The sequence below is a fragment of the Sphingobacterium ginsenosidimutans genome (assembly GCF_039536865.1).
GTDB classification, from domain to species: Bacteria; Bacteroidota; Bacteroidia; order Sphingobacteriales; family Sphingobacteriaceae; genus Sphingobacterium; species Sphingobacterium detergens.
The window spans coordinates 269247-295316 of the sequence record NZ_BAAAZK010000002.1 but is presented as its reverse complement, the minus strand read 5'-3'; the positions used below and the strand labels follow the sequence as shown (position 1 = coordinate 295316).

The 26070-nt window shown below is 43.9% G+C and carries 19 protein-coding genes; 9 read left to right on the top strand and 10 right to left on the bottom strand.

Translation table 11 applies throughout. The features are described 5' to 3' along the window. Positions 1-19: 19 nt before the first annotated feature. On the bottom strand, positions 20-370 hold the full coding sequence (locus ABFX33_RS01055) for a DUF3024 domain-containing protein (RefSeq protein WP_346083708.1): 351 nt from the start codon (positions 368-370) through the stop codon (positions 20-22). A 179-nt stretch (positions 371-549) separates the two neighbouring features. On the opposite strand from ABFX33_RS01055, the gene ABFX33_RS01050 reads away from it, so the two are divergent. The 5 genes from ABFX33_RS01050 (at position 550) to ABFX33_RS01030 (ending at position 8738) form a co-directional block, all read left to right on the top strand. Next, entirely contained in the window at positions 550-1113 is a 564-nt protein-coding gene (locus ABFX33_RS01050) for an RNA polymerase sigma factor (protein WP_346083706.1), read from the top strand. 68 nt (positions 1114-1181) lie between these two features. Further along, a complete protein-coding gene (locus ABFX33_RS01045) occupies positions 1182-2318 on the top strand; it encodes a FecR family protein (protein WP_346083705.1) in 1137 nt (378 codons plus the stop codon). A gap of 181 nt (positions 2319-2499) precedes the next feature. Continuing rightward, positions 2500-6081, top strand: coding sequence for a SusC/RagA family TonB-linked outer membrane protein (locus tag ABFX33_RS01040; protein ID WP_346083703.1), 3582 nt, complete (start codon positions 2500-2502; stop codon positions 6079-6081). 12 nt (positions 6082-6093) lie between these two features. Then, positions 6094-7557 (top strand): RagB/SusD family nutrient uptake outer membrane protein, encoded by a 1464-nt coding sequence (locus ABFX33_RS01035; RefSeq protein WP_346083701.1) that lies wholly within the window; start codon positions 6094-6096, stop codon positions 7555-7557. A gap of 29 nt (positions 7558-7586) precedes the next feature. Continuing rightward, positions 7587-8738 carry a TlpA family protein disulfide reductase gene (locus tag ABFX33_RS01030; protein WP_346083700.1) on the top strand — a complete coding sequence of 384 codons (1152 nt, stop codon included), beginning with the start codon at positions 7587-7589 and terminating at the stop codon, positions 8736-8738. Positions 8739-8813: 75 nt separating this feature from the next. Here the strand turns inward: ABFX33_RS01030 and ABFX33_RS01025 are convergent, their stop codons facing one another. The 8 genes from ABFX33_RS01025 to ABFX33_RS00990 form a co-directional block, all read right to left on the bottom strand. Continuing rightward, positions 8814-10214, bottom strand: coding sequence for an alpha-L-fucosidase (locus ABFX33_RS01025; RefSeq protein WP_346083699.1), 1401 nt, complete (start codon positions 10212-10214; stop codon positions 8814-8816). Positions 10215-10232: 18 nt separating this feature from the next. After that, on the bottom strand, positions 10233-11690 hold the full coding sequence (locus ABFX33_RS01020) for a beta/gamma crystallin family protein (protein WP_346083698.1): 1458 nt from the start codon (positions 11688-11690) through the stop codon (positions 10233-10235). Positions 11691-11848: 158 nt separating this feature from the next. Next, positions 11849-12880, bottom strand: coding sequence for a LacI family DNA-binding transcriptional regulator (locus ABFX33_RS01015; protein ID WP_346083696.1), 1032 nt, complete (start codon positions 12878-12880; stop codon positions 11849-11851). Between the two features lie 219 nt (positions 12881-13099). Beyond that, positions 13100-13453: an Ig-like domain-containing protein gene (locus ABFX33_RS01010; protein ID WP_147420427.1), complete on the bottom strand. Its 354-nt coding sequence runs from the start codon at positions 13451-13453 to the stop codon at positions 13100-13102. A gap of 23 nt (positions 13454-13476) precedes the next feature. After that, on the bottom strand, positions 13477-15432 hold the full coding sequence (locus ABFX33_RS01005) for a RagB/SusD family nutrient uptake outer membrane protein (RefSeq protein ID WP_346083694.1): 1956 nt from the start codon (positions 15430-15432) through the stop codon (positions 13477-13479). Between the two features lie 10 nt (positions 15433-15442). Continuing rightward, entirely contained in the window at positions 15443-18967 is a 3525-nt protein-coding gene (locus tag ABFX33_RS01000) for a TonB-dependent receptor (protein ID WP_346083693.1), read from the bottom strand. A gap of 145 nt (positions 18968-19112) precedes the next feature. Beyond that, complete coding sequence (locus ABFX33_RS00995) at positions 19113-20306, bottom strand: FecR family protein (RefSeq protein WP_346083692.1); 1194 nt, start codon at positions 20304-20306, stop codon at positions 19113-19115. An 85-nt stretch (positions 20307-20391) separates the two neighbouring features. Then, positions 20392-20940, bottom strand: coding sequence for an RNA polymerase sigma-70 factor (locus tag ABFX33_RS00990; protein WP_346083691.1), 549 nt, complete (start codon positions 20938-20940; stop codon positions 20392-20394). A gap of 259 nt (positions 20941-21199) precedes the next feature. Between ABFX33_RS00990 and ABFX33_RS00985 the strand changes: the two genes are divergently transcribed. Beyond that, positions 21200-22042 (top strand): hypothetical protein, encoded by an 843-nt coding sequence (locus ABFX33_RS00985; protein ID WP_346083690.1) that lies wholly within the window; start codon positions 21200-21202, stop codon positions 22040-22042. A 140-nt stretch (positions 22043-22182) separates the two neighbouring features. Here the strand turns inward: ABFX33_RS00985 and ABFX33_RS00980 are convergent, their stop codons facing one another. Continuing rightward, positions 22183-23220: a leucine-rich repeat domain-containing protein gene (locus ABFX33_RS00980; protein ID WP_346083688.1), complete on the bottom strand. Its 1038-nt coding sequence runs from the start codon at positions 23218-23220 to the stop codon at positions 22183-22185. Between the two features lie 348 nt (positions 23221-23568). Here ABFX33_RS00980 and ABFX33_RS00975 point away from each other — a divergent pair, with 348 nt between their 5' ends. The 3 genes from ABFX33_RS00975 to ABFX33_RS00965 all read left to right on the top strand — a co-directional run bounded on the left by ABFX33_RS00975 (position 23569) and on the right by ABFX33_RS00965 (position 26058). Further along, complete coding sequence (locus ABFX33_RS00975; protein ID WP_346083687.1) at positions 23569-24105, top strand: hypothetical protein; 537 nt, start codon at positions 23569-23571, stop codon at positions 24103-24105. Positions 24106-24440: 335 nt separating this feature from the next. Then, entirely contained in the window at positions 24441-24863 is a 423-nt protein-coding gene (locus tag ABFX33_RS00970) for a hypothetical protein (protein ID WP_346083685.1), read from the top strand. A 115-nt stretch (positions 24864-24978) separates the two neighbouring features. Beyond that, positions 24979-26058 carry an efflux RND transporter periplasmic adaptor subunit gene (locus tag ABFX33_RS00965; protein ID WP_208642557.1) on the top strand — a complete coding sequence of 360 codons (1080 nt, stop codon included), beginning with the start codon at positions 24979-24981 and terminating at the stop codon, positions 26056-26058. Positions 26059-26070: the final 12 nt, after the last annotated feature.

Below are 26070 nucleotides of genomic sequence, written 5' to 3'. Positions count from 1 at the left end.
GGCTTTTTTGTTATGTTTTTTATCCGAAAAAACAACCATAACCATCATGGCTGATCTCAGTTATTAGCTCCTGCAGGTTGTCGCTTGAAGGTATTGGCTCGTAAGCCTCCCATTTACCGGAAGCTCGTCGCCAATAAAGCTTCCATTGTTTGCTTGATTTGATATACTTTATTTTCGCAAATTCGATATGTAGTATGTTGGCTGGATTATTCCATTGCGGGCGTATCTCAAACAATAGGGCAGTCTGCCCGTTCCAGCTGTAGCCAAAATCCAGTTTCTTTCGCACCTCATCATCCTTTGGTCTTCTGGATTCGATAAAGCTTCTGATCCTTACTTCTGCCATCGAGATAATGTCGTTATTTTCTCTCATTTTTTATTTAATCGTCTAATGCACTTTGAACCTGAAAGATAATCTTGCCACCTTGGGCAGATAAAAATACGCAAATATTTTCTGGTCTGTAGACTTAGCGCGGTCTTCATAAATCATAACCAGAGAATTTGTAATTTGTCAATTTTAATGTAAGTTTGATTTCAGGTCCTGACTAACGAATGTATTGCTACACAGATTTATCGGATAAAGAATTGATAGCACTTGTTTTAAAAAAAGATGAACAAGCGTTTGGCCTCCTATATGAACGATATTTCCCACTTTTATTTATCTATGCGAGTAAAATTATCTCCGATGAAGAGGTGGTCAAGGATATACTTCAGGATGTATTTGTTTCCCTTTGGTCGAAAACGGGGCTAGAAATAAATACGAGTTTCTCTTCTTACATCTATGCCGCCGTGCGTTTCCAGTTATTCGACTACATCGACAAGCAAAAAGTCAGGCAGGGCTATGCAGATTCGCTACAGCATTTTTTAGATCAGGGCGTATACTCGACCGACAACTTCCTCCTCGAAAAAGAACTGCAACAACAGATCGAAAAAGAAATCATGAATCTGCCGCCCAAGATGCGCGAGATTTTTATCCTGAGCCGTCAGGAAGAAAAAAGCTATGAAGAAATTGCAAGACAGAGCAATGTTTCCCTAAACACGGTACGTAAACAGGTCAGTAACGCCTTGAAAATCATGCGTTCTAAATTTACATCGCTTTTTTTTACTTTTTTTTAATTTCCATCTACTACTTTTTTCCACTTGAACCTACATATAGCAAAGAAACGTATTAAACCTTTGTTATCATGGAGACCAAAAACGCAAAAGAAATTCTTGAACGTTACCGCCAAGGCACCTGTTCCGAAGAGGAGAAATCTTGGGTAGAAACCTGGCATCTTCAACAACTCAAAGAAAGCCGATTTACAGCAGATCCGGAGGATATAACGCGTATTCAGGAAGAGGTAAAAACCAAAATAGACGCCGATATCCACTATACTATCAAGCGGATAAGAAGGAAGAATCAGATCCTCAAAATAAGTGCAGTGGCAGCATCCTTGGTCTTATTACTGGGGGGCAGTTACTTCTTTAGTAGACAATCCGATAGGCCAGCTATAAACCAGGGTGTTTTGCAACAGGCTGATATCCAGCCAGGGGGCAACAAAGCTGTTTTACTGAGCAGTGACGGAAGTACCATCCAGTTAAGCGAGCATAGTAATACCATCCTCGTGGGCGCAAACATCAGTTATGCTGATGGTCCGGACTTGCGGCCGAATTTAGGTACCACCTCGATATCCGAAGCCCCTATATTTCATACACTCCAAACCCCCAGGACCGGAGCATACAATATCGTCCTTGCAGACGGAACCAAGGTATGGCTTAATGCCTATTCCTCCTTAAAATTTCCATCCAGATTTGACAGCAAAGAACGTGTGGTAGAATTACTTGGTGAAGCTTACTTTGAAGTGGCTCCCAATAAAAAACAACCTTTTAAAGTACGCAGCCGGGAGCAAATCATAGAGGTACTGGGTACACATTTCAACATATCCGCTTACGAATCCGAATCCACCGTAACCACCCTATTAGAAGGCGCTGTCAAAGTCAATAGGATTGCCAATAACAGTTCGGTCTTACTCAAACCCGGTCAACAAAGTACAATTAAGGAGGATACAAAACAGATACAGCTAGCCCATATCAATACCGAGCATGCTGTAGCCTGGAAGAACGGCTACTTTAATTTCGATAACGAAACCTTGGCCAGCATCCTGAGTAAGATAGAGCGCTGGTACGATGTCGAATTCACGTATGAAAAGACGCCTTCTCAAAAGACCTATATCGGGGCTGTATCCCGATCCCGCAACCTATCTGCTGTGCTACGTGCGCTGGAGGCGGCGGCTGATGTTAAATTTAAACGTACGGGACGAAAGATTGCCGTCATATCCTAACCAGATAAAATAAATACTAACCTTTATTAAAGCAGAAATCATGAAACAGCCACCCTAACAAAAACTAAAATTGGGTCGTAAAAAAACCGAATGTGCAGCGAACACATCCGGTAGATTTTTGGGCCCCAATCATTAATTCCAACAAACTAACAATAGCATCTAACCCAAATTACTCAAATGTATGAATTTTTACCTTGAAAAATGGAGGGAGACGCCTGTCTATATCCTCCGCAAAACGCTCATCGTGATGAAACTAATCATTGTGCTTCTGACATTCGGCCTTTGCCAGGTATATGCCAGTGGCTTTGCTCAAAAAATAACGCTAAGCGAAAAAAATGCTTCTTTAGAGCTTATTATCAATAAAATTCGTAAACAAAGCGGTTACGATTTTATTGGCGATGCACAACTAATCAAAAAAGTCAATGGGCTCAACCTAACCGTAAAAGATGCTCCGCTAGTTGACGTCCTAAACCAGATCTTTAAAAATACCAATATCACTTATCGTATAGATACGGATATTATAGCATTAAAACCAAAGACGGAGGCTGCTGCCGCTATGCAGCAGTTGGTCATCCGGGGGCGAGTCGTTAATGAACATTTGGAAAACCTATCGGGTGCTTCCATACGCGTGATTCAGAGCGATATGACGACCACAACAGGCAAAGACGGCACGTTCAGTCTACGGGTATCCGATCGGGATGCGATGATTTTGGTATCCTACGTGGGTTATGAGCCCCTCACCCTCAAAGTCAAAGAATCCATGGGGCTGATCCAGCTGACCCCGAGTTTATCGACGCTGGAAGGTGTCGATGTCACGGTCAGTACAGGTTATCAGACGATTTCGAAAGAACGGGCGACAGGATCATTCAGCCAGGTCGGACAATCGGTATTGGGCAAACGTCCTACATCCAACCTTTCCAGTGCCTTACAGGGTACTGTAGCCGGTATGCAGGCCAAGGAAAATGAAGACGGTAGTGTAAACTTTCTGATCCGGGGCAATAGCACCCTGTATGCCGATAGTAAACCGCTGATCGTGGTCGATGGCTTCCCGATATCCAGTAGCAACTTTTCGGATATCAACCCCAATGATGTCGAATCCGTCACCGTACTTAAAGATGCCGCTGCAGCATCCATCTGGGGTGCGCGTGCCGCCAATGGTGTGATTGTTATTGTCACCAAAAAAGCAAAAACCGACAACAGACTCACGATCCAGGGGAGTGCATTTTCCAGAATATCGCGAAGACCGGATCTCAACTACATCCTTACCCAGGCCAATTCGGCCGATCAGGTTGCCTACGAACGTAAGGCTTATGAAAACAACTGGACTTTTTACCCCTATGCGAATTCGTTTGGAGATATTACCAACTCGTTGACGCTAGCGCAAGAAGCGCTCTATGCCAATCAATATGGCACTATGTCTACAGCCGACATGAATGCCGAGCTAGACAGATTGAGCAAAATTGATAATCGGGGCCAGCTCCGGGACTTGCTGACACAAAGAGCCGTACTCAACCAATACAATGTCAATTTGCAGGCCGGCAACGAGCGTATACGCAACTACACTTCCGTTCTTTATGAAAACAGTAAAGGTTCTTTTCAGAAAAACGGTTATGACCGTTTCAACCTGAATTTCAACAACGATTTCAACATTACTTCGTTCTTAAAGTTCAACCTGGGCGCCAACCTGCAGTACAAAAAACAACAATACGGCGGTGCGACCATTGCAGAAATAGAGCAACTATCGCCTTATGAGCTGCTATTGAACCAAGATGGTAGTTACGGCGTCAACCTAAAAGACTATAACCGCGAGCAGCTGGGCCTGATCCCTACCGGAAAATTTACCTATTCGGATTGGTCATACAACCTGCTACGTGAAGTACGTGGTCGCGATTTTACCGACGAGCGCATCAATGCCCGTGTACAGACCGGACTTAATCTAAAGATTATTCCGGGGCTTACTTTCGATACCAAGTTTCAATATGAGCGCAACAAGATCGATCGCGAGCGTATCTATGATGAGAGTACCTTCTACGTACGCAGTCTGATCAATAGCAAGACACAATACGACGATGGCACCAAGACCGTAGGTAAGGCGTATATCCCTAAAGGCGGCATCCTGAGACGTGGCATGATCCAATACGAAGATGGCTTCAATGCGGAGGAACTAGGGCAGGAGGACATCCAGAGTTTTGTCTTTAGAAATCAATTGAATTTTGACAGGGTTTTCGGTGCTGATCATCATATCTCGGCTATCGGCGGGATGGAAGTGTCCCAGTACCTGACCAAGGGTACGATCAACCCTGCGGTATACGGCTACTATGGTGATAAGCTTCAGGCAACGACACCGCCTTACGGTTATGGCAGCTCGGTTGACCAGTTTACCGATTTTGAAGGTTCTCCAACCACCATTCCGGGGGGCAATACAACCTTCAGATGGCAGAAAAACAAGTTCATCTCCCTTTATGGAAATGCGGCCTATACCTATCTCAGCCGTTACACCCTGTCGGGCAGCATACGGAGCGATGCATCCAATTTCATTACCGACGACCCCAAGCTGCGCTGGTCACCGCTGTGGTCTGTAGGTGCCAAGTGGAATCTCGCCAAAGAAAACTTTATGGCTGCGCAGGACTATGTAGACCGCCTGGAGATGCGCCTGACCTATGGTAAAAACGGCAATATGGAAAATTCGACTTCGACAGCGACCTTGCTCAATGTAGGTGGGAGCTTAAATCCCTCCACAGGAACCATTACAGCCACCATTGCTGACAATGGAAACCCAAGACTGCGCTGGGAAAAAACTGCTTCGACCAACTTCGGAATCGACTTCTCCTTTTTCAAGAGCAAGTTTTTTGGTTCAGTAGATCTATACCACAAAAAAGGTTCGGGTATTATTGGACAGATTGCCCTGCCGGCAGCAACTGGAACCAGATCGCAGAAATTTAACAATGCCGAGATCACCAACAAAGGATTTGAGCTCGCGTTGGGTACCAACTTAGCTGTATCCAAAAATATTCAGTACAGCACGAATTTCAACTACGCGTACAATGCCAACAATATTGATGCGCTGTACAATCCGTCGCTCTACACCTATCAGTTGATCACTGGGGCTTTCGTCGAAGGCCGCCCCGTGGGTTCGGTTTACGCATTCGATTATATTGGCATGATCGACGGTGTACCGCATGTCGCCGGACCAAATAACAGTCCGCAGACATTTAATGATGTCTCTATTTACAATAGAGGTTTAGGACTTCCTTTTCTCCACTATATGGGTACCGACGTACCGCCACATACGTTGGGCTGGACCAATACGGTACAAGTAGGCAACTTCAACATCATGTTTATCCTATTGGGCAAGATGGGTGGAGTATACCGCAATCCAACCTTCAACTACGCTGCACTTGTAGGGTCTGACAAGACTTTTGTCAACAAGTATGTCAATGATGTGCTCGCCGGAAATCCGAATATTCCAGGATTTGCGCTGCCTGATGAGACCAATCTATACCTCTGGGACCGCTACAGCGAGGCTTTAAGCAGCCAGGTCGAAAAATCATCTTATATCGAGTTTAAAGAGCTTAGCTTAGGATACAAACTGTCCAACCGCTGGACAGAAGCCATCCGCTTGAACAATGTCAACCTATTCGTCCAGGCACGTGACCTTGGCTTGATCTGGCGTGCCAATTCCAAAGGTTACAATCCGGATTGGTTACCGGGCACAATGCGCCCTGCACAGAGTTATACATTCGGTATCAATTTTCAATTTTAATAACAGACAGACATGAGAGTGTTCACATATATAGGACTTGCCGCTGCGCTACTAATGACCGCAAGCTGCAAAAAATACTTATCCGAAGAACCCAAAAAACAGGCCAGTATCAAAACCGTAGATCAGTTAGAGGCCTTGGTAGAGAATGCGACTGCATTTTCCAGAGAGGAGAATTACGCTGCCACCTACGCTACCGATGATACCGAGATCAGCAAGGAGCTGTACAAAAACAATGTGACGGCTTTCACCGTCAATAATCTCCAACGCTATGTATCCTCTCCGGAGGGTATTGAAAACCTTGCTACAGACGAGCTGTGGAGCGGAGAATATAAAAAGATCTTCACCGCAAATGTCATTTTAAAAAACATAGACTTGGTAAGCGGTGATGAGGCCAGCCGCAGACGGGTAAAAGCAGATGCCCATTTTATCCGGGCGATGTCTTACTGGATCCTTGTCAACAACTACTGTGCGCCATACGCTCCGGCCAATATGAATAGCTTAGGACTGCCTTTAAAGCGTACCGTGGATTACGAGGAATCCTTAAAACGTGCCAGCTTGAAAGAAACCTACGATTTTATCCTGGCCGATATCGAAGAGGCAAAAAAAGTAAGCGAGGCCGATGTCGATCCTAGAAAGACCTGGCGTGTGAGCCAAAAAGCCATTTCCGCTTTCATGAGCCGCTATTATCTATTCACTGGCGACTATGATAAGAGTTTGGCCGAATCAAACAAGGCACTGGAGTCCGGCACCGTAAAATTAGTAGACTATAATACCTTACTACCAGGCCGAAGCGTATCCTACAGCAATCCGGCTGCAACGCTCAAGTACAGTGAGTTAAACGACTGGAATGCCGCAAAATACCTCTATTGGGGCGAGCTCTATTACAGCCGCTATCAATACACAGGTGCGCAATGGTATAGTCCGAGCAGCGCATTGGTAGCCCTATACGATCAGGCCAACGACCTCCGTTACAAGCACCTGATGATCCCTAATGGCGGCCGACGTTTCAGTGTCGTGACACCAGCAGCGTATCGGTACACCATGTTTACCGATGGTAGTACCTTGGTTTCAGGTCCTACCCGAGCGGAGATGCTGCTCAACAAAGCCGAGGTGCTGGCCCGTAAAGGCGATGTTCCGAACGCCTTATCAGCCGTCAATACCCTACGTCAAAAACGCATGTCTACTTATAGTGCGCTTACGGCTTCTAACAAAGACGAAGCCATCAAACAGGTGCTCGCCGAGCGACGTCGTGAGCTTCCGTTTGTGATGCGCTGGTACGATATACGCCGATTTAGTGTCAACGACTATGCTGCGGATGATATCACTGTAAAAAGAGATTTCTACCAGGTCAGTATAACAGGTGTTGATCTCAATACACCCAAAACCTACACCCTGGAAAGCAAGCATCTGCTCGTACCTATCAATGGTGTAGAGATCGATGCCAGCAAGGGACAGATACAACAGAATCCATACTAGAAAAAATTATTTAGCGAATCAATACAATCATGAAATTCAGAAAATTACTTGTCTTAACAGGTCTACTGGTAGCCAGCAACCTGCATAGCTTTGGGCAGAGCAAAACATTTACGGTGACCTCCCAGATCGCTGACTTTAAGGACAGCACCTACAACATGACCATCTGGAATGGTGTGACCGATGCCTATTACAAAAAAGGCAGCACTAAAAACGGGCAGATATTTTATCAGGACACGACCTCTATACCCTTAATCGTACGGCTCACCCTGCCGACCGAATCGCTTTTTAAGCGTGTCGACCGGGGTTATATCCCTGTCAAAAGCCAATCCATCTGGTTTGTCGCTATGCCGGGTGGCAAGGTATTACTCAAAGGAAAGCTATCCGACTTTGCCGAGGTATATCCTAGCGGAGATAAAGAGAATAATACGATTAGTGCATTAAATAAGGGATACCACCCGCTGTTGAATAAATCGGCTAATATCGAGCTGAAACTGGCAAAAGACACTTCAGATGCGGCGCTAAACAAACGTCTTGCAGCTGAGCAAGAACAGATCGATGCCCAAGCCGCTAAATACATGAACGACTTTCTAAAGAAGAACGTTTCGTCTGTAGCCGGCCTCTATTACCTTGAAGATATGCTGGTCCGGGAGATTGTCACGATCGAGACAGTGGAGGCACTGTTACCTACCGTAGATAAGGCATATCGAAGCTCGCCTTTTTATAGCTCCTTAAAGAATCGGGTAGAGGGCAGCAAATACGATGTAGGCAAATCCATCTTCCAGATAAACAGCAGCAATACCTATGATGGTAAGGCATTCGACTCAAACAGCTGGAAAGGTAAATTTTATCTCATCGATTTTTGGGGCTCATGGTGTGGTCCCTGTATGGCCGATGTGCCTGATCTGAAAAAACTGAGAGACAGCTATCCCGATCAGCTACGTGTACTGGGCATCGCGTCCGATAAAAATGAGAGCTGGCGCAAAGCCATCGAGCAGCACGAGCTCAACTGGGTGCAAATATTGAACGACAAAGGTAGCAACAATTTTGTCCTGCGTCTGAATATCACCGGATTTCCGACAAAGATCCTCGTGGATCCCAATGGCAAGATCGTCTACCGAAGTACGGGCGGCGGCGAAACCTCTTTTGATAAGATGAGCGAAATCATCAAAAACTGGAAATAAATCCAATAACACAAACGCCTGAGTCTAGAAACCTCAGGCGTTTACGTGTTACATTTTGGTTGTCGGGGATTTTAATTAATTATGCTTTGGCTGGATTTTATAAACGTATATTGGTATACGCTGATCTTTGACAGTCGGTAAGGTCAGTGTTAGGGCTTCTTTGCCCTGTGTCCATGTGACCTTCGATGTGTTGCCAAGCAGACTGATCGAACGGATCGCAAGTTTGTTTTTGGCAAGCTCCGGAATGTCAACCCTCGCTGTTGCTGGGTTTCGGACAAAGAGGTAGACAACATTGCCTTTCTGGGTAAAGCGGTAGTCGGCGACAATCTCCTTGGATGTCGCATCATTGACGGCATCTTTCATACCTGCTTTTTCCTTTTCGGATTCTTCCTGTTCTGTTTGCGCTGCAGCATCTTCTTTATTCCCGGCCCAGACACTGCTACCATATAGTGCTTCGCCGTTGATCTTCATCCAGGCACCTATAGCGTGCAGGTTTTCCTGGCTCTCTACTGGCCAGCTACCGTCACCTTTGGGGCCGACATTGAGCAGGAGGTTACCGCCCTTGCTGACTACTTCAATGAGATTGCGCACCAGCAGTTCGGGGCTTTTCCATTTGTGATCGTGCCGGTTGTAGCCCCAATTTTCGCTCATCGTAATACAGGCTTCCCAATTCTTTCGTGCTGTCGAAACCAATGTTTGCTCAACGACGGCATAATCGCCTAGACCATTGCCGATCCGGCTGTTGATAATGCACTGTGGTTGGATGGAATGGATCAGATCACGGATCTCCTGGCTCTGTTTTTTGGTGATTAGCTCGGGCGTGTCAAACCAGATAATGCCAATGGGGCCGTACTGGGTCAGCAGTTCACGAAGCTGCGGTTTGACCTTGTTCTCGACATACTTGTTGAGGTCTTTGGCATCTTCATCAGGATAGTCCCAGGTATTGCTGCGACCGGCTTTTGTCGGCCAGTTGGTCGGTACATCGGGGTTTTCCCAATCGCGGCCCAGGGAATAATAGAAACAGAGCTTTAGCCCGTATTTCTTGCAGGCCGTCGCAAGCGCCAGCATCGGATCTTTGGCCCAGGGCGTTCTCCGGACGATATTATAATCACTGACGGCCGAATTGTACATCGAAAAGCCATCGTGATGCTTGGCGGTGATCACAATATACTTCATGCCGGCGTCATAGGCCATCTGCACCCAACGGTCGGCATCAAAGCCGGTGGGGTTAAACTGGTCGGCGATCTTCGCATAGGTTTTGACGGGGATCCGTTCGTAGAGCATAAAATGTTCCCCCCCTTTGGTGGGATGCCCATTCCAGTCGCCTGCCGTCTGGGAGTACAGACCCCAGTGCAGAAATAGACCAAATTTGCCATCGGTAAACCAAGTAGCGGGCTGGCCAGACAGGTTTAATCCTGCTAGAGCAAATAGCAAAAGCAGGATTGTTTTTATGTTTCTAAAAATGAATGTATTCATCGTTGCTCTCGGCCCTCGCTAGCGGTTTTGTACTTTCATGGATGAAACTTTATCGTTGAAAGTCGAGAGATAGGAAGACGAAGAGGTCACGACGAGGCTATCGCCAGTAAAATTATTCCCGTTGTATAAGGTGACTTTAACATTTGCTCCAACTTTAATGGAAGAGATGCTATTGTCGGTCACACCTTTTGCCAACAAATCCGATGTGGTATACTGCCCTTTACCAAAGCTTCCTTTTACACCGGCATAGGATGCATTGGAATAGGTATATACCGAATCTTGATTGGTCGTCATAAGCCCATTAACATAGTTGAAGTCGTAAACATTGGAGGTTGTGTATCCGTTTTGCAATAATAATTTTACTTTGAGTTCGTAAGGTGTATTGCCTTTGTAATAGAGTTCATTGAGGTCTATGGTTCCTTGGATGTTACCGGAGGAAAGCGGCGTAAATTTCCATGTGACGGCGTTGTAATCTTTGTTGGCTCCAGTACCTTCGTTGTTCACATTGGGATCCATATAGACCAATATCTCGCTCACAGGTAAATTAGATGTATAATTTCCTGTAATAAAGATTTTTTGCTGACTGTTGTCAATTGCAAATTGAGGTTGTATGGAATAACTGGGTGCCTGGTAAGGACTGGCCGTCGCCACCGCGGATTGAAAAACTTCATTTCTACTGAGAATTGCGGCATCGGAGCCGGTTAGGAAAGTAGGCTGTCCCTTGCTAAAGCTTACATTGCCGCTTCCCATCAGTGATGTGCCCAATGTAGGTTCTTCACTGACATATTTCGCGCGGTTGTGGGGTAGGTTTAATCCATGTCCTAATTCATGTAGCATACCGCCGAGGTAGTTTGAACTTGGATTTGGAATTCCATTGACGGACATGGAGGAATTGTCCACGGCAAAGCAGTATTTTCCATAGCCATAGAATGGCTGGCTGCCATCGCCGTCTGTTCTTGCTGGCAAAAGTACTAAGTAGTGATTGTTGGATGAAAATTGGCCCGGATGGCTGGTTTTGTATGCATTGATCTCATTTATAATTTTACCGGCTGAAATAGCTGAGCTGTAGGGGTAGTCCGCTTGAGCTCCCGCCGCCGGAATTTCAATAATGTTGACCAGACCTGTAGAATCTTTTGCCAGGCCCAGATAATTGCTGTAGCCATAGCGTCCCATTTCATTATGTAGCCAGTCCTGGAAATGGACAAACAGCTGAGATAGCCGTGTTTTGTAGCCGGGTAAAGCTGGATTGTCTGTGGGTACAAACATAATGATATTGAGGTTTACGGGATTAGTTACAAATGTAAGATTGGCCAGGGAGGTATCGATAACACCGTTCGAGGACGCCTTTGTCCGTCGGATTTCTGTAGGATTCTGCTCGGGCAATGGCTTTGAACAGGCGAAAAAAAGTGACAGGACTGTGCTGGACAATGCAATTCCCTGAATGATTTGCATCCATTTTTTTGTTTGTTTTCTCATAATTTTTAAAATAAATAATCTATAATTGTTAATGGGTATTGGTTAGATGGCGCCAACCAAAACACATATCTATAGTAGAAAATATATTTTGATTTATAGCAGTTTTCGTTTAAGTCAAACGTTTGCGTAATCTGCGAAAACGTTTCAATTGATATACTTTATTCAGAGGATTTGCGTGTCAGAATAGAAGCTTGTAACTCAATGTTTTGGTAGGCTGCTACAATCTCGTTATCCGAACTGTCCAAAATTTTACTGAGAATAGCGAAAGCCTGAGAGCCGATTTCATGCGAAGGCTGTACAATGCTTGATAATGACGGCTGAAAAATATTGGTGTACTGAAAATTAGCAAAACCGATCAGGGCCAAGTGATCTGGTACCGCTATTCCGATGGCATGTAAAGCCTCTAACGTTAAATAGGTAAGTTGATCTGAGGCGGTAAAAATTGCTTCGGGCGGGCTACTTGAATTAACGAGATGTATAAGCTTATTTTTTAATTGCTCCAGCACCTCCATTCTTCCGCCATTGGTTGCTATCGATAGGAGATAATCTGAATTGTAAGTAATGTCAAAATCCCGCAGACATTGAATATAACCGCGCCGGCGCTCCATTGATGTTCCCGGCGACAGATTGGAAATAAACAGAATTTTCCTCTTGCCCCGATTGACCAACTGAGAAATACCTTGGTAAACCACTTTAAAATTGTCTATTCCGATTTTATAAGTATTTATCGCATAATTGGTCCGGTCAATAAGGACAATAGGGGTACCCTCATCTTTTAACCGCTGGAGATATCTTAACGAAAGATGATTTCCTGTAGCTGCAATGACGACAGCATCTGCACCCTTTTTAGATAACATCTCTAAATGTTTCAATTCAAGATTGGGGTCGTCCGCACTCTGCATAATGATCAGGTTATAAGTCGTTTCTGACATCTCTCTTTCAATGCCTTCGAGAATCTGCGAGAAAAACGGATTGCCGATCGAAGGAACAATCATTCCGATAATATTTGTTCGCCCCTTACGCAATAGTTTAGCATATTGATTGGATTGATAGCCATGCGCATTGGCAAATTTTTGGATCTCAACTTTAGTTACCGGGCTTATTTCATGACTGTTTGAGAGCGCTTTGGATATGGTGCCTATGGAGTACCCCATGGCCTTGGCAATATCTTTTATCGTTATTTTTTTCATATTTTGGAATTGCTTTTTTTGAAAAGTCCGAATTGAAAAACTTCAGGCGAGCATTCTTGATCGCTTTGATACCTCCTATATACTATCGCTGGTTTCTGGCTGAGATATTTCCGGGTCAATAAAAGAAGACTATCAGGCCATCCGGCCTGATAGTCAAACTAAACACGCTAAATTAACGCGATGGTCACCTCTACCATTTTTTTGACCGACTGTCGGCTATTAGTTCGTTACATTGACGATATACCAGACATTCAATTCGCCGGACTGTATGGTAACGGTATCTCTGCCAACGCTCAGGCCGGTAATCAGCCCTGTCGTACTATAGCTGGCAATTTCTGGATGTTTGTTGCTGTACGTGGCCGTGGTTACGGTACGGTTTCCAGGATTGACTGCCAGATTGATCTGCAGCGGTGTTCCGATTTTAACGGGAATCTGCATAAATCCTCCCGAAAGTATAGCTTCCCTTACGGTTAAATTGTCTTTGATGGGACCAAGGTCTTTTTTGCAGGAATGTAAACCCAGGCTTCCGCACAGACAGACTATTAACAGGTATATATTTGATCTAATTTTCATAATGTTGTTTCTTTTTATCCTCATTATTTTGCGCCCAACCATCCCGGATTCTGAACCAGCTGATTGCCCTCCAGGGTCAGGTCGTATAAAGGTAAGGGCCAATAATAGCGGTAATCTGCCCATAGCGCAGTACCATTGCTGATGTTTGCACTTCTTGGATAGGCGATAATAAATCCATTGTTATCCAAAAAGATATCTTTATTGACTTCTTCTTTTAAGGCAATAATCGGTTTGGCGGTATGTGTACCATCGTATAGTTTTCCTTTTTCGGCTGTAAATTTCATTCCACGTAGGGGAACGGTCATCAGATTGCCGGCTTTCCAGCGCATCAGGTCTTCGTAACGGCGGTCTTCCAAGACCATTTCTACACGACGTTCACGTCTGATTTCACGGATGATGGGGCTAACGGCGTAATCAAGTTTGGTGGCATAGATCTCATCAAGCCTAGGATCCGCAGGCGGGTTGCCAAGCTCTAATTTGCTGCCTGGATATTTTGCAAAGTCAAATCCTGCGCGCTGGCGCAACAGGTTGATCGTCCGGTCCAAATCATTCTGGGTCAGCGTACCTAAGATTGCTTTTGCTTCGGCCAACATCAGCAGCACTTCGCCGTAGCGGAATTCGATAGCCGTCTGCTGGCCGTTTGTTGTCGCCTCGTTTTCGGGCCGATCACCCATCCAGTGTTTAATGGGAAGGTAGCCCGTTACTGTCGTTCCGCCACCGACATTATAGGACAGTCGGGGATAGGTGATCCCATTTTTTTCGAGACTGGTGGTCCCATCCGTTCTGTTAAACAGGGAGCGGTTTTCACCGGGATAATTAATGGTTTGCTTCAGGCGTGGATCGCGGTTTTCAAGTTCGGACCATAGCCCGTCATAGCCTTTGAATAGGGGGTTGGCGGTGTAGTTGCCGGCCGATCCCGAAGAATAAATCGGTTTACCGTCGATACATAGATACTCGTCTACGAGACCTCGTGTGGCCCCGCCTGCTGGCCGTGCACCCGAAAGACTGTTGTTCTGGTCCCAATAACGTTGGGTCGCATGGCCTACCACAGTACCATCGTATACCCGGGCCAGGATTGCTTCTTTGTTACCGTCCGAAGTTGGGTCTTTCTTGAAAGTAAACATTTTCCAATAGGGGCTGTCACCTGTGGCATAGAGCTGATAACGTCCGCTGGCGATGATTTTTTCGCAGGCATCCACAGACGCTTCCAGGAAAGATTTTGCTGTACTTTGTAAGGACAATTCGTTGTGATACGTGCGGAAGGAGCCTTCGAACAGACCTATCCGCGCTTTTAAAAACAAAGCCATGTCCTGATTAATACGTCCATCTGGACGACCGTTAATGCCTTCTAGCCCGGCTATGGCCATATCGATAGTCTTCATCAGGGAGTCGGCAACCACGGTGCGCTTATCCCGGGGTTTGTACAATTCCTTGCTGTCGATATTGAGGTCACTGGAAAGCCAGGGCACATCCCCAAACAGCATAAGTTTGCGGTAATAATCCATGGATTTAAAGAAATAGGCTTCCCCAAGATATTTGTTTAGCCGGGTCATGTCGTTATTGACCGCGGGCAAAGCGTTTGTATAGTGTTGGATAAAATAATTGACCGAACGCAGGTTTTCCCATGTCCAATCGACCGAGGTGCCTGCATTTGGTGGAATAAAGGTGTTGTCCAGCATACGGTCGATATTGCCATAGCGGACCATATTGTCGGTCATAAAATCGCTGGCCAGCAAATGGCTGCCGCCGACAACATTGGGATTGACTTTGGCATCTGCCCAGCCCGTACCATGCCCTAGAATATAACTGGCATAAAGGTTATTCAGGTATAAAGTTAATTCCGTCTCAGTACGTAATGAGTTTTCCCGCGATAGATCGGTTTCAGGACTTAGTTGTAAAAATTTATCGTTACAGGATTGGGTCAACAACAGGGATGTTGCGGCAGCCATGACGATGAATCTGAATATGTTCTTTTTCATAATAGTTTAGTTAGAAGACAATTTGAGCACCAAAAGCAATAGACCGCTTTTGTGGATAATCGGCAGAGATCTGATCGACATCAAAAATTGTCGGTATTTTTGTGACTTCAAAGATATTGTAACCGGCAAGTGTGAAGCGTAATCGCTCGACGCCAAATCGTTTGGTCAGCTGATTGGGCAAGGTATAGCCCAATACCGCCTGTTTCAGTCTGAGGTAGGCGCCATTGATCAGGTACCGGTCCTGCACGTTTACTGAAAGGCCATACATCGGAAACTCCGCATCGGTACGCTCAGGTGTCCAGGACCGTTCATACATCCATTTTGACCCGGCGCCACCGCCCCAGTAGGATGATAAGCCGGCCCAGATATCACGCTTGAGTACACCCTGGAACAAGAAATCAAGATCGAAATTTTTGTACTGCACATTTCCGGTGATACCAAAGCGATAACGTGGTGTGGAATTTCCGATGACAACACGGTCACCTGGGTTGGCCAATGTATTCAATCCGGCATCTATTTTACCGTCCGGAATGCCTTCGGGGCCGCCAAGATCCTGATACCAGATATAACCCGGAAAAACGTTGCCCTGATTAGCGCCATTGTAGATCCAGTTGCCATTTGATTCGTTTCGTCCCGCAAAATCGCCTTCCTGCAGTATGCCGCCGGTACGGTATCCCCATATTTCACCGATTGTTTTACCGTCATACATCACCTCCCTGTTCGAAGAATTGGTAATCATCATCGTGGTATTGGCAGCATAATGCTGTACTTTGGTCAGATAGTCAGATAGGTTAAGGCCTACACGATAGCGGAGGTCGCTGTTAATGGTCTGCTTCCAAAGAAAAGAAAGCTCGAAGCCTTTTGTCTCGAGTATCCCTGAATTTTCCAACGGTGCAGCAGTCCCCAATGTCGTCGGAAATGAAGCGCTGCCGTCCGTCAGGATATCGGTGGTCTTCCGGTTGTAATATTCAAAGGTAACATCCAAGCGATTTTTGAGAAATGTACCATCCAATCCGATATTCCAGGTTCTGGCTTTCTCGAAGGTCAGGTAAGGTGATACCAGTCCCGGCGGGTTGATATAGACGATCTGTTGCCCATTGATTAGATAAGGAGCCTTTCCCGTAGCCATTGTCGCCTGGTATGGATAGATGGATGAGGGCTGATTGCCCAGTTTTCCCCAGCTTCCGCGCAGTTTTAGTTCGTTGAGCCAATTTTTTGTACCTTCCATAAAATTCTCCTGCGATATCCGCCATCCTGCCGAGAAGGAAGGGAATGTTACAAATCGGTCTTTTTCAGTAAACTTCGCACTGCCATCATAGCGGAGATTGCTCTCAAAAAAATACTTTTCGGCGAAGTTGTAGTTCACACGTCCGAATATGGCACGTCCAGCTAGTGTATATGCATTTCGGGATACGGTATGTAAAGATGGATCTTCGGCAGCATCAGGGTTCTGTATATCTGGAGAGATCAATTTTCGGAAGGTATTGGTGATCTGATTAAATTTTGTCTGATCCTGATTGTAACCAACTACAGTGGAAAAATTATGTTTCCCGGCCCAGGTTTTCTTATAATCAGCATAGATATTAATGAGGTATTTATTAGTGTTATTGTTGTCAAAATAGGCTCTATTTTCCGCAGCTTCGGCCTGTTGGGAGGTTAATTGCCAGGAGTCCACGACTTGGTTAAACTTGGGACTGTAGCGGTTCAGGCTGTAAGACTGCGGCTGATAGCTGAGGTCTGCCTTTAGTTTCAGGGCATTCGGTATCAATGTAAATTCGGGCGAGATCAATAGCGATACCCTTCTATCCGTGGACTGGTTGTTGGCCCCATAGCTCAGCCAGGCCAGGATATTATCGGTATAGGTATTTGGCAGAGGATCATTCGGCCCGGTCTGGATGGGCATATTGATATTTTTGTTCGTTTCGCCCATCATGGCAGACCATATACTTCCTTTACCACCAACGATGTAAGGGCTATTGAAATTAGTCTGATCAAAACCTATCTTTCCAAAAACACTGAACCAGCTGTTCACCTTGGCATTGATATTCATCAGGGCATTGTAGCGTTTCAGCTTATCAGTGTTGATCTTGTACATACCCGACTGATTCTGTAAGCCGCCGGAAATATAGTAGTTAATGGACTCGGCACCACCACTGAGATTGAGGGTATGTTTTTGCATCGGTGTCCATTTTTTGACCGCTTCCTCAAAGGGGTTGACATTGGCTACCCAAATGATGCTGTTTCCCTCCTGATACCAAGCATTTTCTGGCGTGGGATTATCCATGTACTTTTGGATCATCTCCAGTTTTTTTTCATCTGCAGTACCGGGTTTGCCATTTGTCCATAATGTTCTGTCCATACCTGATTTTTGGATCTCATAGGCGTTGAGGATATCGGGGAGCCCGGATGGCGTATCGAAATTGGAGTCGAAGTTGTACGCTATTTTGCCTTTTTGATTAAACTCTCCCCGTTTGGTACGGACCAAAATGACCCCATATGCCGCTTTGGTACCATAGATCGCAGCCGCAGATGCATCTTTGACAAAAGACATGTCCATGATGTCATTTGGATTGAGCTGATTCAGGGCACCGGTCGTACTTTCTACGCCGTCGATGATGATCAAAGGATCGCCATTGACGGATTCAAAGACCTGTGTATTTGCATTATAGTTCATGGAGGTACCGCCGCGCAGGTTAAATCCGGGCGTACTGTTTGGTGAACCGTTTCCAAAGGTAATGTTCAGGTTGGGGACAAGGCCCTGTAAAGCCTGACCGATATTGGCAACCGGCCGATTTTCGAAAGCCTCCTTACCGACATGTGAAATGGCCCCTGTTAAATTGACTTTCTTTTGTGTACCGAAGCCGACAACCACAACTTCCTCCAGTGCGCTGTCGTTTTCTTCTAACGATATGGCTAAATCGCTTGCCGTCGTACTGTTGAATTTTATAGTCTGTGGTTTGAAGGAAAGGTGGGAAATTGTCAGTGTACCCTCTGCGGATGAAGATTTAAGTGAAAAGTTACCCTGGCTATCCGAAGATGTTCTGGTCGTAGTTCCATTTAAGCTTATCGTTGCATTTTCAATAGGGGCTCCGTCTTTAGCTGCAGTCAATCTGCCTTTGATGGTATATTGCTGTTGCGCCTGAACAGTATTTTTTGGAGCACTTGGCAAGACAACAATATGTTTTTTGTGGATCTCAAACTGCACGGGCAATTCATCCGAAAGTTCCTTGAGCAGGTTTTCGAGCTTTTGGTTGTTGGCATTGACGCTCACCATCTTTAAGCCATTAAAGAGACTTTCGTCATAAAAGAAATGGTAGCCGGTCTGTTTCTTGATTTCTTGAAAGATAGTTTTCAGGTTCCCTTTGTTGACATGCATGGTGACCTGCTGTGCTTCTGTTTTACCATATACACCATAGGTAAATAGTAAACCCAGAAATAAGGTGGCTTTGACCTTTTTTGAAATGAGGGGTGTAAAGCTGGGTTCGGTCATTCGACTCCCGAACAAGTAATCTTTACATTTGATAAAGTAATTCATATATTCAGCAATAGGGTTGGTTTTTTGGTTTTAATTCAGGTACTCAGGTACCGTCGGTTAGCATCGACTGACGCGGTACCGCTAAGTTTGGTTAAGTAAATCTTTAGATCATAGATTGGTCCTCCTTTAGTAATTGCTTGTGTTGTTAATTCTTATTCTTTACGGTGACGGTTTTTTGGTCAATGACGAATTCAACTCCGGCACCACGTTTTATTAATTCCAAGGCTTCGGCCAGGCTGACGCTTCGGCTAATGCTTCCGCCAAAGGTTTTCTTGGTGATCTGACCCTGATAAATGACTTTAATATCATACCATCGCGCCAGTTGCTCCATAATATCCTGTATCTTGTCATGCTCGAAATAGAAGTAACCCTGCTGCCAAGCGGTTTCTTTTTCAATATTCGCTTGGGAGACGCGCATGTCGCTGCCATCGAATTCAGCTTTTTGCCCAGGGATTAGCTGTTTTGTTGTCTTGTTTTTATTGGTCAGCTGGATACTGCCATTGATCAGGGTGACCTTGGATGAACTACTGTTGTATGCCGTTAGATTGAAAGCTGTCCCTAGGACTTTGATATCACCATGGGCAGTACGGACAATAAATGGTCGATTTTTTTCGTGCGCCACCTCAAAGTAAGCTTCCCCACGCAGTTCTACCTGTCGGATCGATTTGCCGAAGGCCAAAGGGTAACTCAGCTCCGATGCGGAATTGACCCAGACTTTGGTGCCATCGGGCAGTACCATCCGGTAGAATCCGGAGGCCGGCACAGTCAAGGTATTTTTTAAGGAGGCGAGTTCCGCCTGTTCGTTGTTAGTTTTATAGTGAAGCTGCCCATCTGTAATTTGGAGCTGTTCGCCATTCTTTTCTTGCAGGGTGGCTGGTTCGTGCGATAGTGCGATGGTTTTACCATCGGAAAGTGTCAGTGTAGCTTTCTGCCCGCCAGGTAAAACATCATTTTTATAATGATACACCTGATCGGCAACAATCTGCTTGTCCTGATGTGTCGTATTCAGGAGCAGCGCGGCGCCAATAATGACGAGCAGACTGGCAGCTATACTCACATAGATTTTTAGGTTTCGGATGCTGCGAATGCCGACTGATCGGATTGCGGATTTGGCAGGTTCGTGGGTTAGTATTTTAGCTCTTGCCTGATCGAGGTCAAGACTATTCCAAAACTGGGCATCGCTGGACTTGACACCTTGACTGGTATATTTCTCCCATTGATCGCGCAAGGTAGGATTATCTTCAAAGATCTTTTGAAGGGACTGGATATCTGTCTGACTCAGTGTTCCACTAAAGTGCTTTACTAAGTAATCTACTAGTATAAATTGCTGATCCTTCATGTTCTTCAATCGGTTGTTTGATTAAAAGAGCCACAAGGGATGTAAAAGGATGGAAGGAAAAATGAAGAAAAAGTATAAGGTATTGTTAATCAGGTAGTAAAAATAATAGGAGTGCTAGCATCCGGCTATCCAGACGCGTGCGTAAAAGCTGTATCGCTCTTTTTTTCTGGCTTTTGACGGTATTAATGGAAATGGTCAGGTTATTGGCAATTTCATCGTTGGAGAGCTTTTCAAAAATGGCCATATGCAGCACCTGCTTACAGCCTTGTGGCAATTGGTTGATCGCTTCCATCAGCTGGTTGATAACTTCAGCCTGCATCATGGCATCCATGATCGTCTGTTCTTCGATCATGTCCTTATCGAGCTGATCGAAGTACTTGCTTTTTACTTTTTCGCTTCGGATCTGTTTGAGGCAGTTGTTTCGGACGGCAATAAAAAGATAGCCCTTGCGTGCCCCCTCATCTTCGGGCAAGGCATTCCGCCCCTCACAGAGTCCAGCGAAAAAGCTCTGGACAATATCTTCAGCCAACGCTTCGTCATGCAGTATATTGTTTGCAAACAGACAGAGCTGTTTGTAATACCGTTGAAAAAGCGATTCAATATCATAAGGTAGAGATGTCTGCAAATTTTCCAAGTGATTTAAGATGTATTAAGCAATTGACATAATAGGAGCTCTTGGAGCATGGCATAAATATAGGAAAATATGCTAAACTTTTGAATCGGGATAACTTCCACTAAAAAGCAGGATTTCTGTACAGAACATTTTGGAATGACAGCGGATATTAATTTTTTGCAGAGACTTCTGTGAATTTTATTAATTTTTGCATCATAGTAGTGGAGACTACATGACAGCTCCGTCTGATAATAAAACTATTTACTTTGTTTTTTTTGGAATGAGAGTATTAAATACAAATAAGTCATCTATAAAAGTAGCGTTTTGGGTTATTTTTATTCTTTTTGGTTGTAAATCTGAAACTAAGCTACAGCAGTCAACTGCTAGAATCTTGCATAAGGTTCCTGCAAATGGAACCTACTTGAGGAACCCAGATAGCTCATTTCTTGTTGCAGTCGTTCAAGAATCAAATGCAATTTATTTATATAAGATAGGTCTAATGGACAGTGTTCATATCGTGAAATTCTTTGGCCAAAAAAGTAATGATACCATTTTTATGGATTGGCGAGATCATCAGAAAGATCCGTATAATCCGAAAATAAGTTATATTGGAGGACAAGCTTATCCAATGTGGACTATTGCCAGGAAAAATAAAGAAAGCCCTAAAAACGATATAAAGGGATATTTTTCAATGGGAGAAATGATGAAAGATGCTGGGTTAGGTCCAAAAGTTGAACAAATTTCCAATGAGGATTTTTCTATGATATTGTCTCGTCAGCTAGAAAACAAGGTCGTTGACTTCAATAAGAATCAAATTGTATTTGATACTAAACATTTAAAAGGTCAGAAATATAGTTGTAATATGAGCATAAAATATAAAGATTTAGACTATGTATTTGATAATCCGTATGGAACAATTAATTTATTTTATCATCTTACAATTTCGCAAAATGGACAGGTCGTAAAATCCGATATCGATGACATGAAAAATGCGAATCAAAATATGGAGCTGTTAAAAGCTGTTGCAGATAATTTAATTGGTGAAAAAACACAAATTTATACAATCTTAAACCTTCCTGTTTCAACTTGTATTCCTTGTGCGGTTAGGATACGGTTTGATTAAATTGGCTTGATCTTATGATGCGCTGTACCCTTTGCTTTTTTTGATCTGCTCAAGTGCATATGCATAGATAAAAGGAAGATTGCGACAGCCTGGCTTTTGACCGGACTGCCTAAATATATCGTTGGCGGATCTTATGAATTTTAATCATTCATGCCGTCATAATAGACATCTGTTTTGGTCAGGATATCCTGAATCTGTTCGTATTGTTTTTTGGTAAGACCTGTTTCCTCCAAGAAAAACAACCCACCGAATTTTATTTTTTTGACGGAAGCCAAAAACGGCTCCCATTGCAGGGGATTATTGGTAAAGGGGATATAGGTCAGTTTGGGATTTGCTGCTAGTACTTCGGGAAAGGAAGTAAATTTGTTGTAGGAAAAATTAGCTTTTTCTAATTTTTTAAGTGTAGCAATAGATTTTGGCAGGGCAGATAGTTCTGCATTTTCTATACCGAGCTCTTTCAATTCGGGTAGCTGCTGAAACAAATCAGGAAGCTCCGTCTGTTCTGGTTTACTTTTGTAATTGCGCGATAGATATAACACGGACAATTTATTGAGGCTAAAGATTTCCTTTGGAAAGACCGTAAACATGTAGCTGTTGAGTCCGAGCTGCTGTAAATTTTTGAGCTGCGCAAATGATGCCGGCAATGCTGTCAACGGGTTGTTGCAATCGAAACCTTCAAGTGCGGTAAGATTGGAAATACTGGCCGGAAGTGTTTTTAACTGATTTTGCGTTAATGACAGCTTTTTCAACCGATGATTGGGCGTTTTGATTTCTGGAAAAATATCTAATACGAAATTGTTGATTGTCAAAACTTCCAATTGTGTGCCTTCGTTCACGATCTTCTGTAGAAGACTGCTTTCAATCGTTTTTCCCGAGACCATGGTACTAAAAGATAATTCTTTCAAGGTCGATAGATCTGCATTTTTAAATTCTTCGATATCCTGGAAGTGTATTTCCTTTCCGCCGGTTGTTGTAGCATGAATAGTAGGGGTACTCGTGGTAGGCATCGGCGCAGCAAAGACTGCAGGCTCAGAAGAGCCTTCTGTAACCGGGCTTGCTTCGATCACAGGGATTACCTCTACTCGCTTAGGTTCTGGAAATTTTGCTTTCTTTTTCTTCTGTGCAGCCGCAGTAAGCGCGAGTATGGAGAGACTAAAAACGATAATATATTTTTTCATGTTGATCGGCTTTTTTGTTAAAGCAAATATGGGCATTAAAACGGGGCATTTTTTTATCTATTTATATCCGTGAGACTTTGTTTACGATTCGTTTTGCTTGTGGTGATATTTGCGCGACATAATTCGATGGACAATTTGATTTAATCGATGGGGAAGGTTGCTGATTTATGCTTGTTTATAACGACTTTTTTGGAAATGCATTTTTGTATGCGTGATTTGTAGCTTATAAATTACAATTTTCCATTTTTTACTATATGAATCTGGTTAAGAGCTGTATGTGTGCTCATTAAGAAACAAAAAACCGCTACTTTTGTGCCATCTATCTATGTTATATTAAACACATGTTTTATGGTTACGGGTATTCTAGTTATTCTATTTATTTTTTTGGGAGCTTTTTTTTGGAGAAAAAAACAATTAGCACAACGGTTTAATGCAAATGTCAAGATTGCGGTCGATTATATGGTTCAGGAACACCCGGGGCAATATAGCGGCGATCGAAATGCAAAAAGTGGCGTCTTTATTTTCAATGCCGAGCGTACAAACGATACATTGAAAAATGTTGTTATAAAAAAGGTAAAACCTTTACATTCAGCTTTGGATGTCAATCTCGAACATATGCTGCTGGTTTCATTGGAGGGAGCTGCTGCTCCAAAAAATGTATCTGTCCGTTTTAAGGTCATAAAGAAAGGGGCAAAGATTGATGATCTAAAAGGTGTTCATATCCGCATATCCGGAGTGCTCAACTTTAAACACGGGAGCCCAAAAGATTTTACCGCTAATTTGCCTATCGCCGGCCTGTATCAAGTGGCGCGTACAGCAAAAAGTGTTGATCTAGCTGAGACCCAGGTGTTGGGTGACATCGCGGAGCTTAATCTTTCGATTTAAAGGCAGCGCGGCAGGCCAAAAAAAACTGTGCAGGAAGAAGGAATCAAATAAATCCTACAAAAGAAATTAAACTGATGCATGTGGACGAGGCATTCTGGCAAAAGCGGGAATGCCTCGTCCTGTGTTAGCGTTAAACTTGCATGTGAGATGCTTCTGCCTTAAAACACTAGAGCGGCTGTTAAATTAAAGTGTTTACATAAATTTCTGTTAATGTGATTATTTTAATTTTAAACAGTTAATTTTAAATACTTTGTAACAATAGTATTTAATCTTTAACACTTCCGTATCTAAATTGCTTGCATCCTTTTTAAAGTTTAATTACATTTGCTTTAACGATGCAAGGAAGATTCCGTCAATATCTGTTCGGCGTATGGTGCGCAATACTTGTCAGTTTAGGCTGGCATTATGCAGCAACAGCAGAATCTAACGTAGCAATCAACCGGCATGCTGTCGAACACTTCAATCGACAGGTCAAAGGCGCACAACAGGATAACGATGTCATCCGTAAAAGTAAACATCGGCGCCACGAAAAACTCAGGGCTTATTTTGCTGAAAAAGACGGTGAAAATGATGATACCGGAAGTGACACTGACTCGCCAAATTTAATTGCACTTTCCAAAAATGATCTTGGAAATCTGACCACTTACATCCATCCGGAGTTTCACAATACCTGCACAGCGATATCGCTTGCCAACACACAGCGTCTTACCCCACTAAAAAACGCCCTTTATATCCATTACAGCGTCTTCAGGCTGTGATTTTTAAGTAATTTTTTTTAGAAAATATCAAAAATGGCTTTCAAGGTAATTTGGACGCCTGTCACACTATTGTTCAATTTTTCGAAAATTATTATAAAAATCTATGATCATGGTCATGAAAAATTTCATGTATATCAACCTGTGCCTTATTATGCTATCTACAAGCTGCCAGTCCGAGAAAAAGGAAAAAAAAGAAGCAGCAGTTTTCAACGTGACCACTCCGTTGGTGAAAGATACACTCGTCAATAAAGATTATGTCGCCCAGATCCGTTCGATCAATCATATCGAGCTACGCGCCCAAGAAAAAGGTTATATTCAATCTATTTTTGTGGACGAGGGGCAGTTTGTACAAAAAGGGCAACCACTCTTTAAAATTATGCCCAACCTCTATGAGTCCGATGTCAATCGGGCAAGAGCTGAGGTGAAATACGCGGAAATCGAATATCAAAATACCAAAAATCTCTCCGAAAAAGATATTGTTGCCCCCCAGGAAACCGAAATGGCCAAAGCAAAATATGAAAAGGCCAAAGCCGAACTGGCATCCATGAATACGCACCTCAAATTTACGGACATCGTAGCACCATTCTCCGGTATTGTCGGTAAACTGCATCTACGTAAAGGTAGTCTGGTGGATGAAGGGGAGCTGATTACGGAGCTATCTGATAATAGCAAAATGTGGGTTTACTTCAATGTGCCCGAAGTAGAGTACCTCAATCAGATGGAGGCTAAAAAGGATAACAGTCCAATGCATGTCCGGTTGAACCTGGCCAACGGAAAGGAATTTGGCCAGGAAGGTATTGTCGAAACAATCGAATCGGATTTCAATAACGAAACCGGAAATATTGCCTACAGAGCGACCTTCCCAAATCCAAAAGGTTTATTGCGGTTTGGCGAGACCGGCAATATTGTGATCACCTCACCCTATACGAATGCGTTGATGATCCCGCAGAAAGCGACATTTGAGGAGCTTGAAAAGAAATATGTCTATGTCATCACAAAAGATAATAAAGTTAAAGCAAGAGAAATAAAGGTTGCTGCTGAACTGCCACATATCTATGTTGTCTCTTCGGGCTTGAGTAAAGACGAAAAGATTTTACTGAATGGACTTCGCATGGTACAGGAAAATCAGACCATTGAATCAAAGTACCAGACCCCGGAGAAAGTCATGTCAAACCTAGATTTATATGCAGAGTAATTAAAAAGCAGC

What these genes read in the sequence shown, in the direction of transcription:
- ABFX33_RS00985 (WP_346083690.1), top strand. Translation starts at nt 21,200, where the DNA reads ATGAGAGTATTAAATACAAATAAGTCATCTATAAAAGTAGCGTTTTGG.
- ABFX33_RS00970 (WP_346083685.1), top strand. Translation starts at nt 24,441, where the DNA reads ATGCAAGGAAGATTCCGTCAATATCTGTTCGGCGTATGGTGCGCAATA.
- ABFX33_RS01005 (WP_346083694.1), bottom strand. Translation starts at nt 15,432, where the DNA reads ATGAAAAAGAACATATTCAGATTCATCGTCATGGCTGCCGCAACATCC.
- ABFX33_RS01000 (WP_346083693.1), bottom strand. Translation starts at nt 18,967, where the DNA reads ATGAATTACTTTATCAAATGTAAAGATTACTTGTTCGGGAGTCGAATG.
- ABFX33_RS01020 (WP_346083698.1), bottom strand. Translation starts at nt 11,690, where the DNA reads ATGAGAAAACAAACAAAAAAATGGATGCAAATCATTCAGGGAATTGCA.
- ABFX33_RS01045 (WP_346083705.1), top strand. Translation starts at nt 1,182, where the DNA reads ATGGAGACCAAAAACGCAAAAGAAATTCTTGAACGTTACCGCCAAGGC.
- ABFX33_RS01035 (WP_346083701.1), top strand. Translation starts at nt 6,094, where the DNA reads ATGAGAGTGTTCACATATATAGGACTTGCCGCTGCGCTACTAATGACC.
- ABFX33_RS00975 (WP_346083687.1), top strand. Translation starts at nt 23,569, where the DNA reads ATGGTTACGGGTATTCTAGTTATTCTATTTATTTTTTTGGGAGCTTTT.
- ABFX33_RS01040 (WP_346083703.1), top strand. Translation starts at nt 2,500, where the DNA reads ATGAATTTTTACCTTGAAAAATGGAGGGAGACGCCTGTCTATATCCTC.
- ABFX33_RS00980 (WP_346083688.1), bottom strand. Translation starts at nt 23,220, where the DNA reads ATGAAAAAATATATTATCGTTTTTAGTCTCTCCATACTCGCGCTTACT.
- ABFX33_RS01050 (WP_346083706.1), top strand. Translation starts at nt 550, where the DNA reads ATGTATTGCTACACAGATTTATCGGATAAAGAATTGATAGCACTTGTT.
- ABFX33_RS01055 (WP_346083708.1), bottom strand. Translation starts at nt 370, where the DNA reads ATGAGAGAAAATAACGACATTATCTCGATGGCAGAAGTAAGGATCAGA.
- ABFX33_RS01015 (WP_346083696.1), bottom strand. Translation starts at nt 12,880, where the DNA reads ATGAAAAAAATAACGATAAAAGATATTGCCAAGGCCATGGGGTACTCC.
- ABFX33_RS00995 (WP_346083692.1), bottom strand. Translation starts at nt 20,306, where the DNA reads ATGAAGGATCAGCAATTTATACTAGTAGATTACTTAGTAAAGCACTTT.
- ABFX33_RS01025 (WP_346083699.1), bottom strand. Translation starts at nt 10,214, where the DNA reads ATGAATACATTCATTTTTAGAAACATAAAAACAATCCTGCTTTTGCTA.
- ABFX33_RS01030 (WP_346083700.1), top strand. Translation starts at nt 7,587, where the DNA reads ATGAAATTCAGAAAATTACTTGTCTTAACAGGTCTACTGGTAGCCAGC.
- ABFX33_RS00965 (WP_208642557.1), top strand. Translation starts at nt 24,979, where the DNA reads ATGAAAAATTTCATGTATATCAACCTGTGCCTTATTATGCTATCTACA.
- ABFX33_RS01010 (WP_147420427.1), bottom strand. Translation starts at nt 13,453, where the DNA reads ATGAAAATTAGATCAAATATATACCTGTTAATAGTCTGTCTGTGCGGA.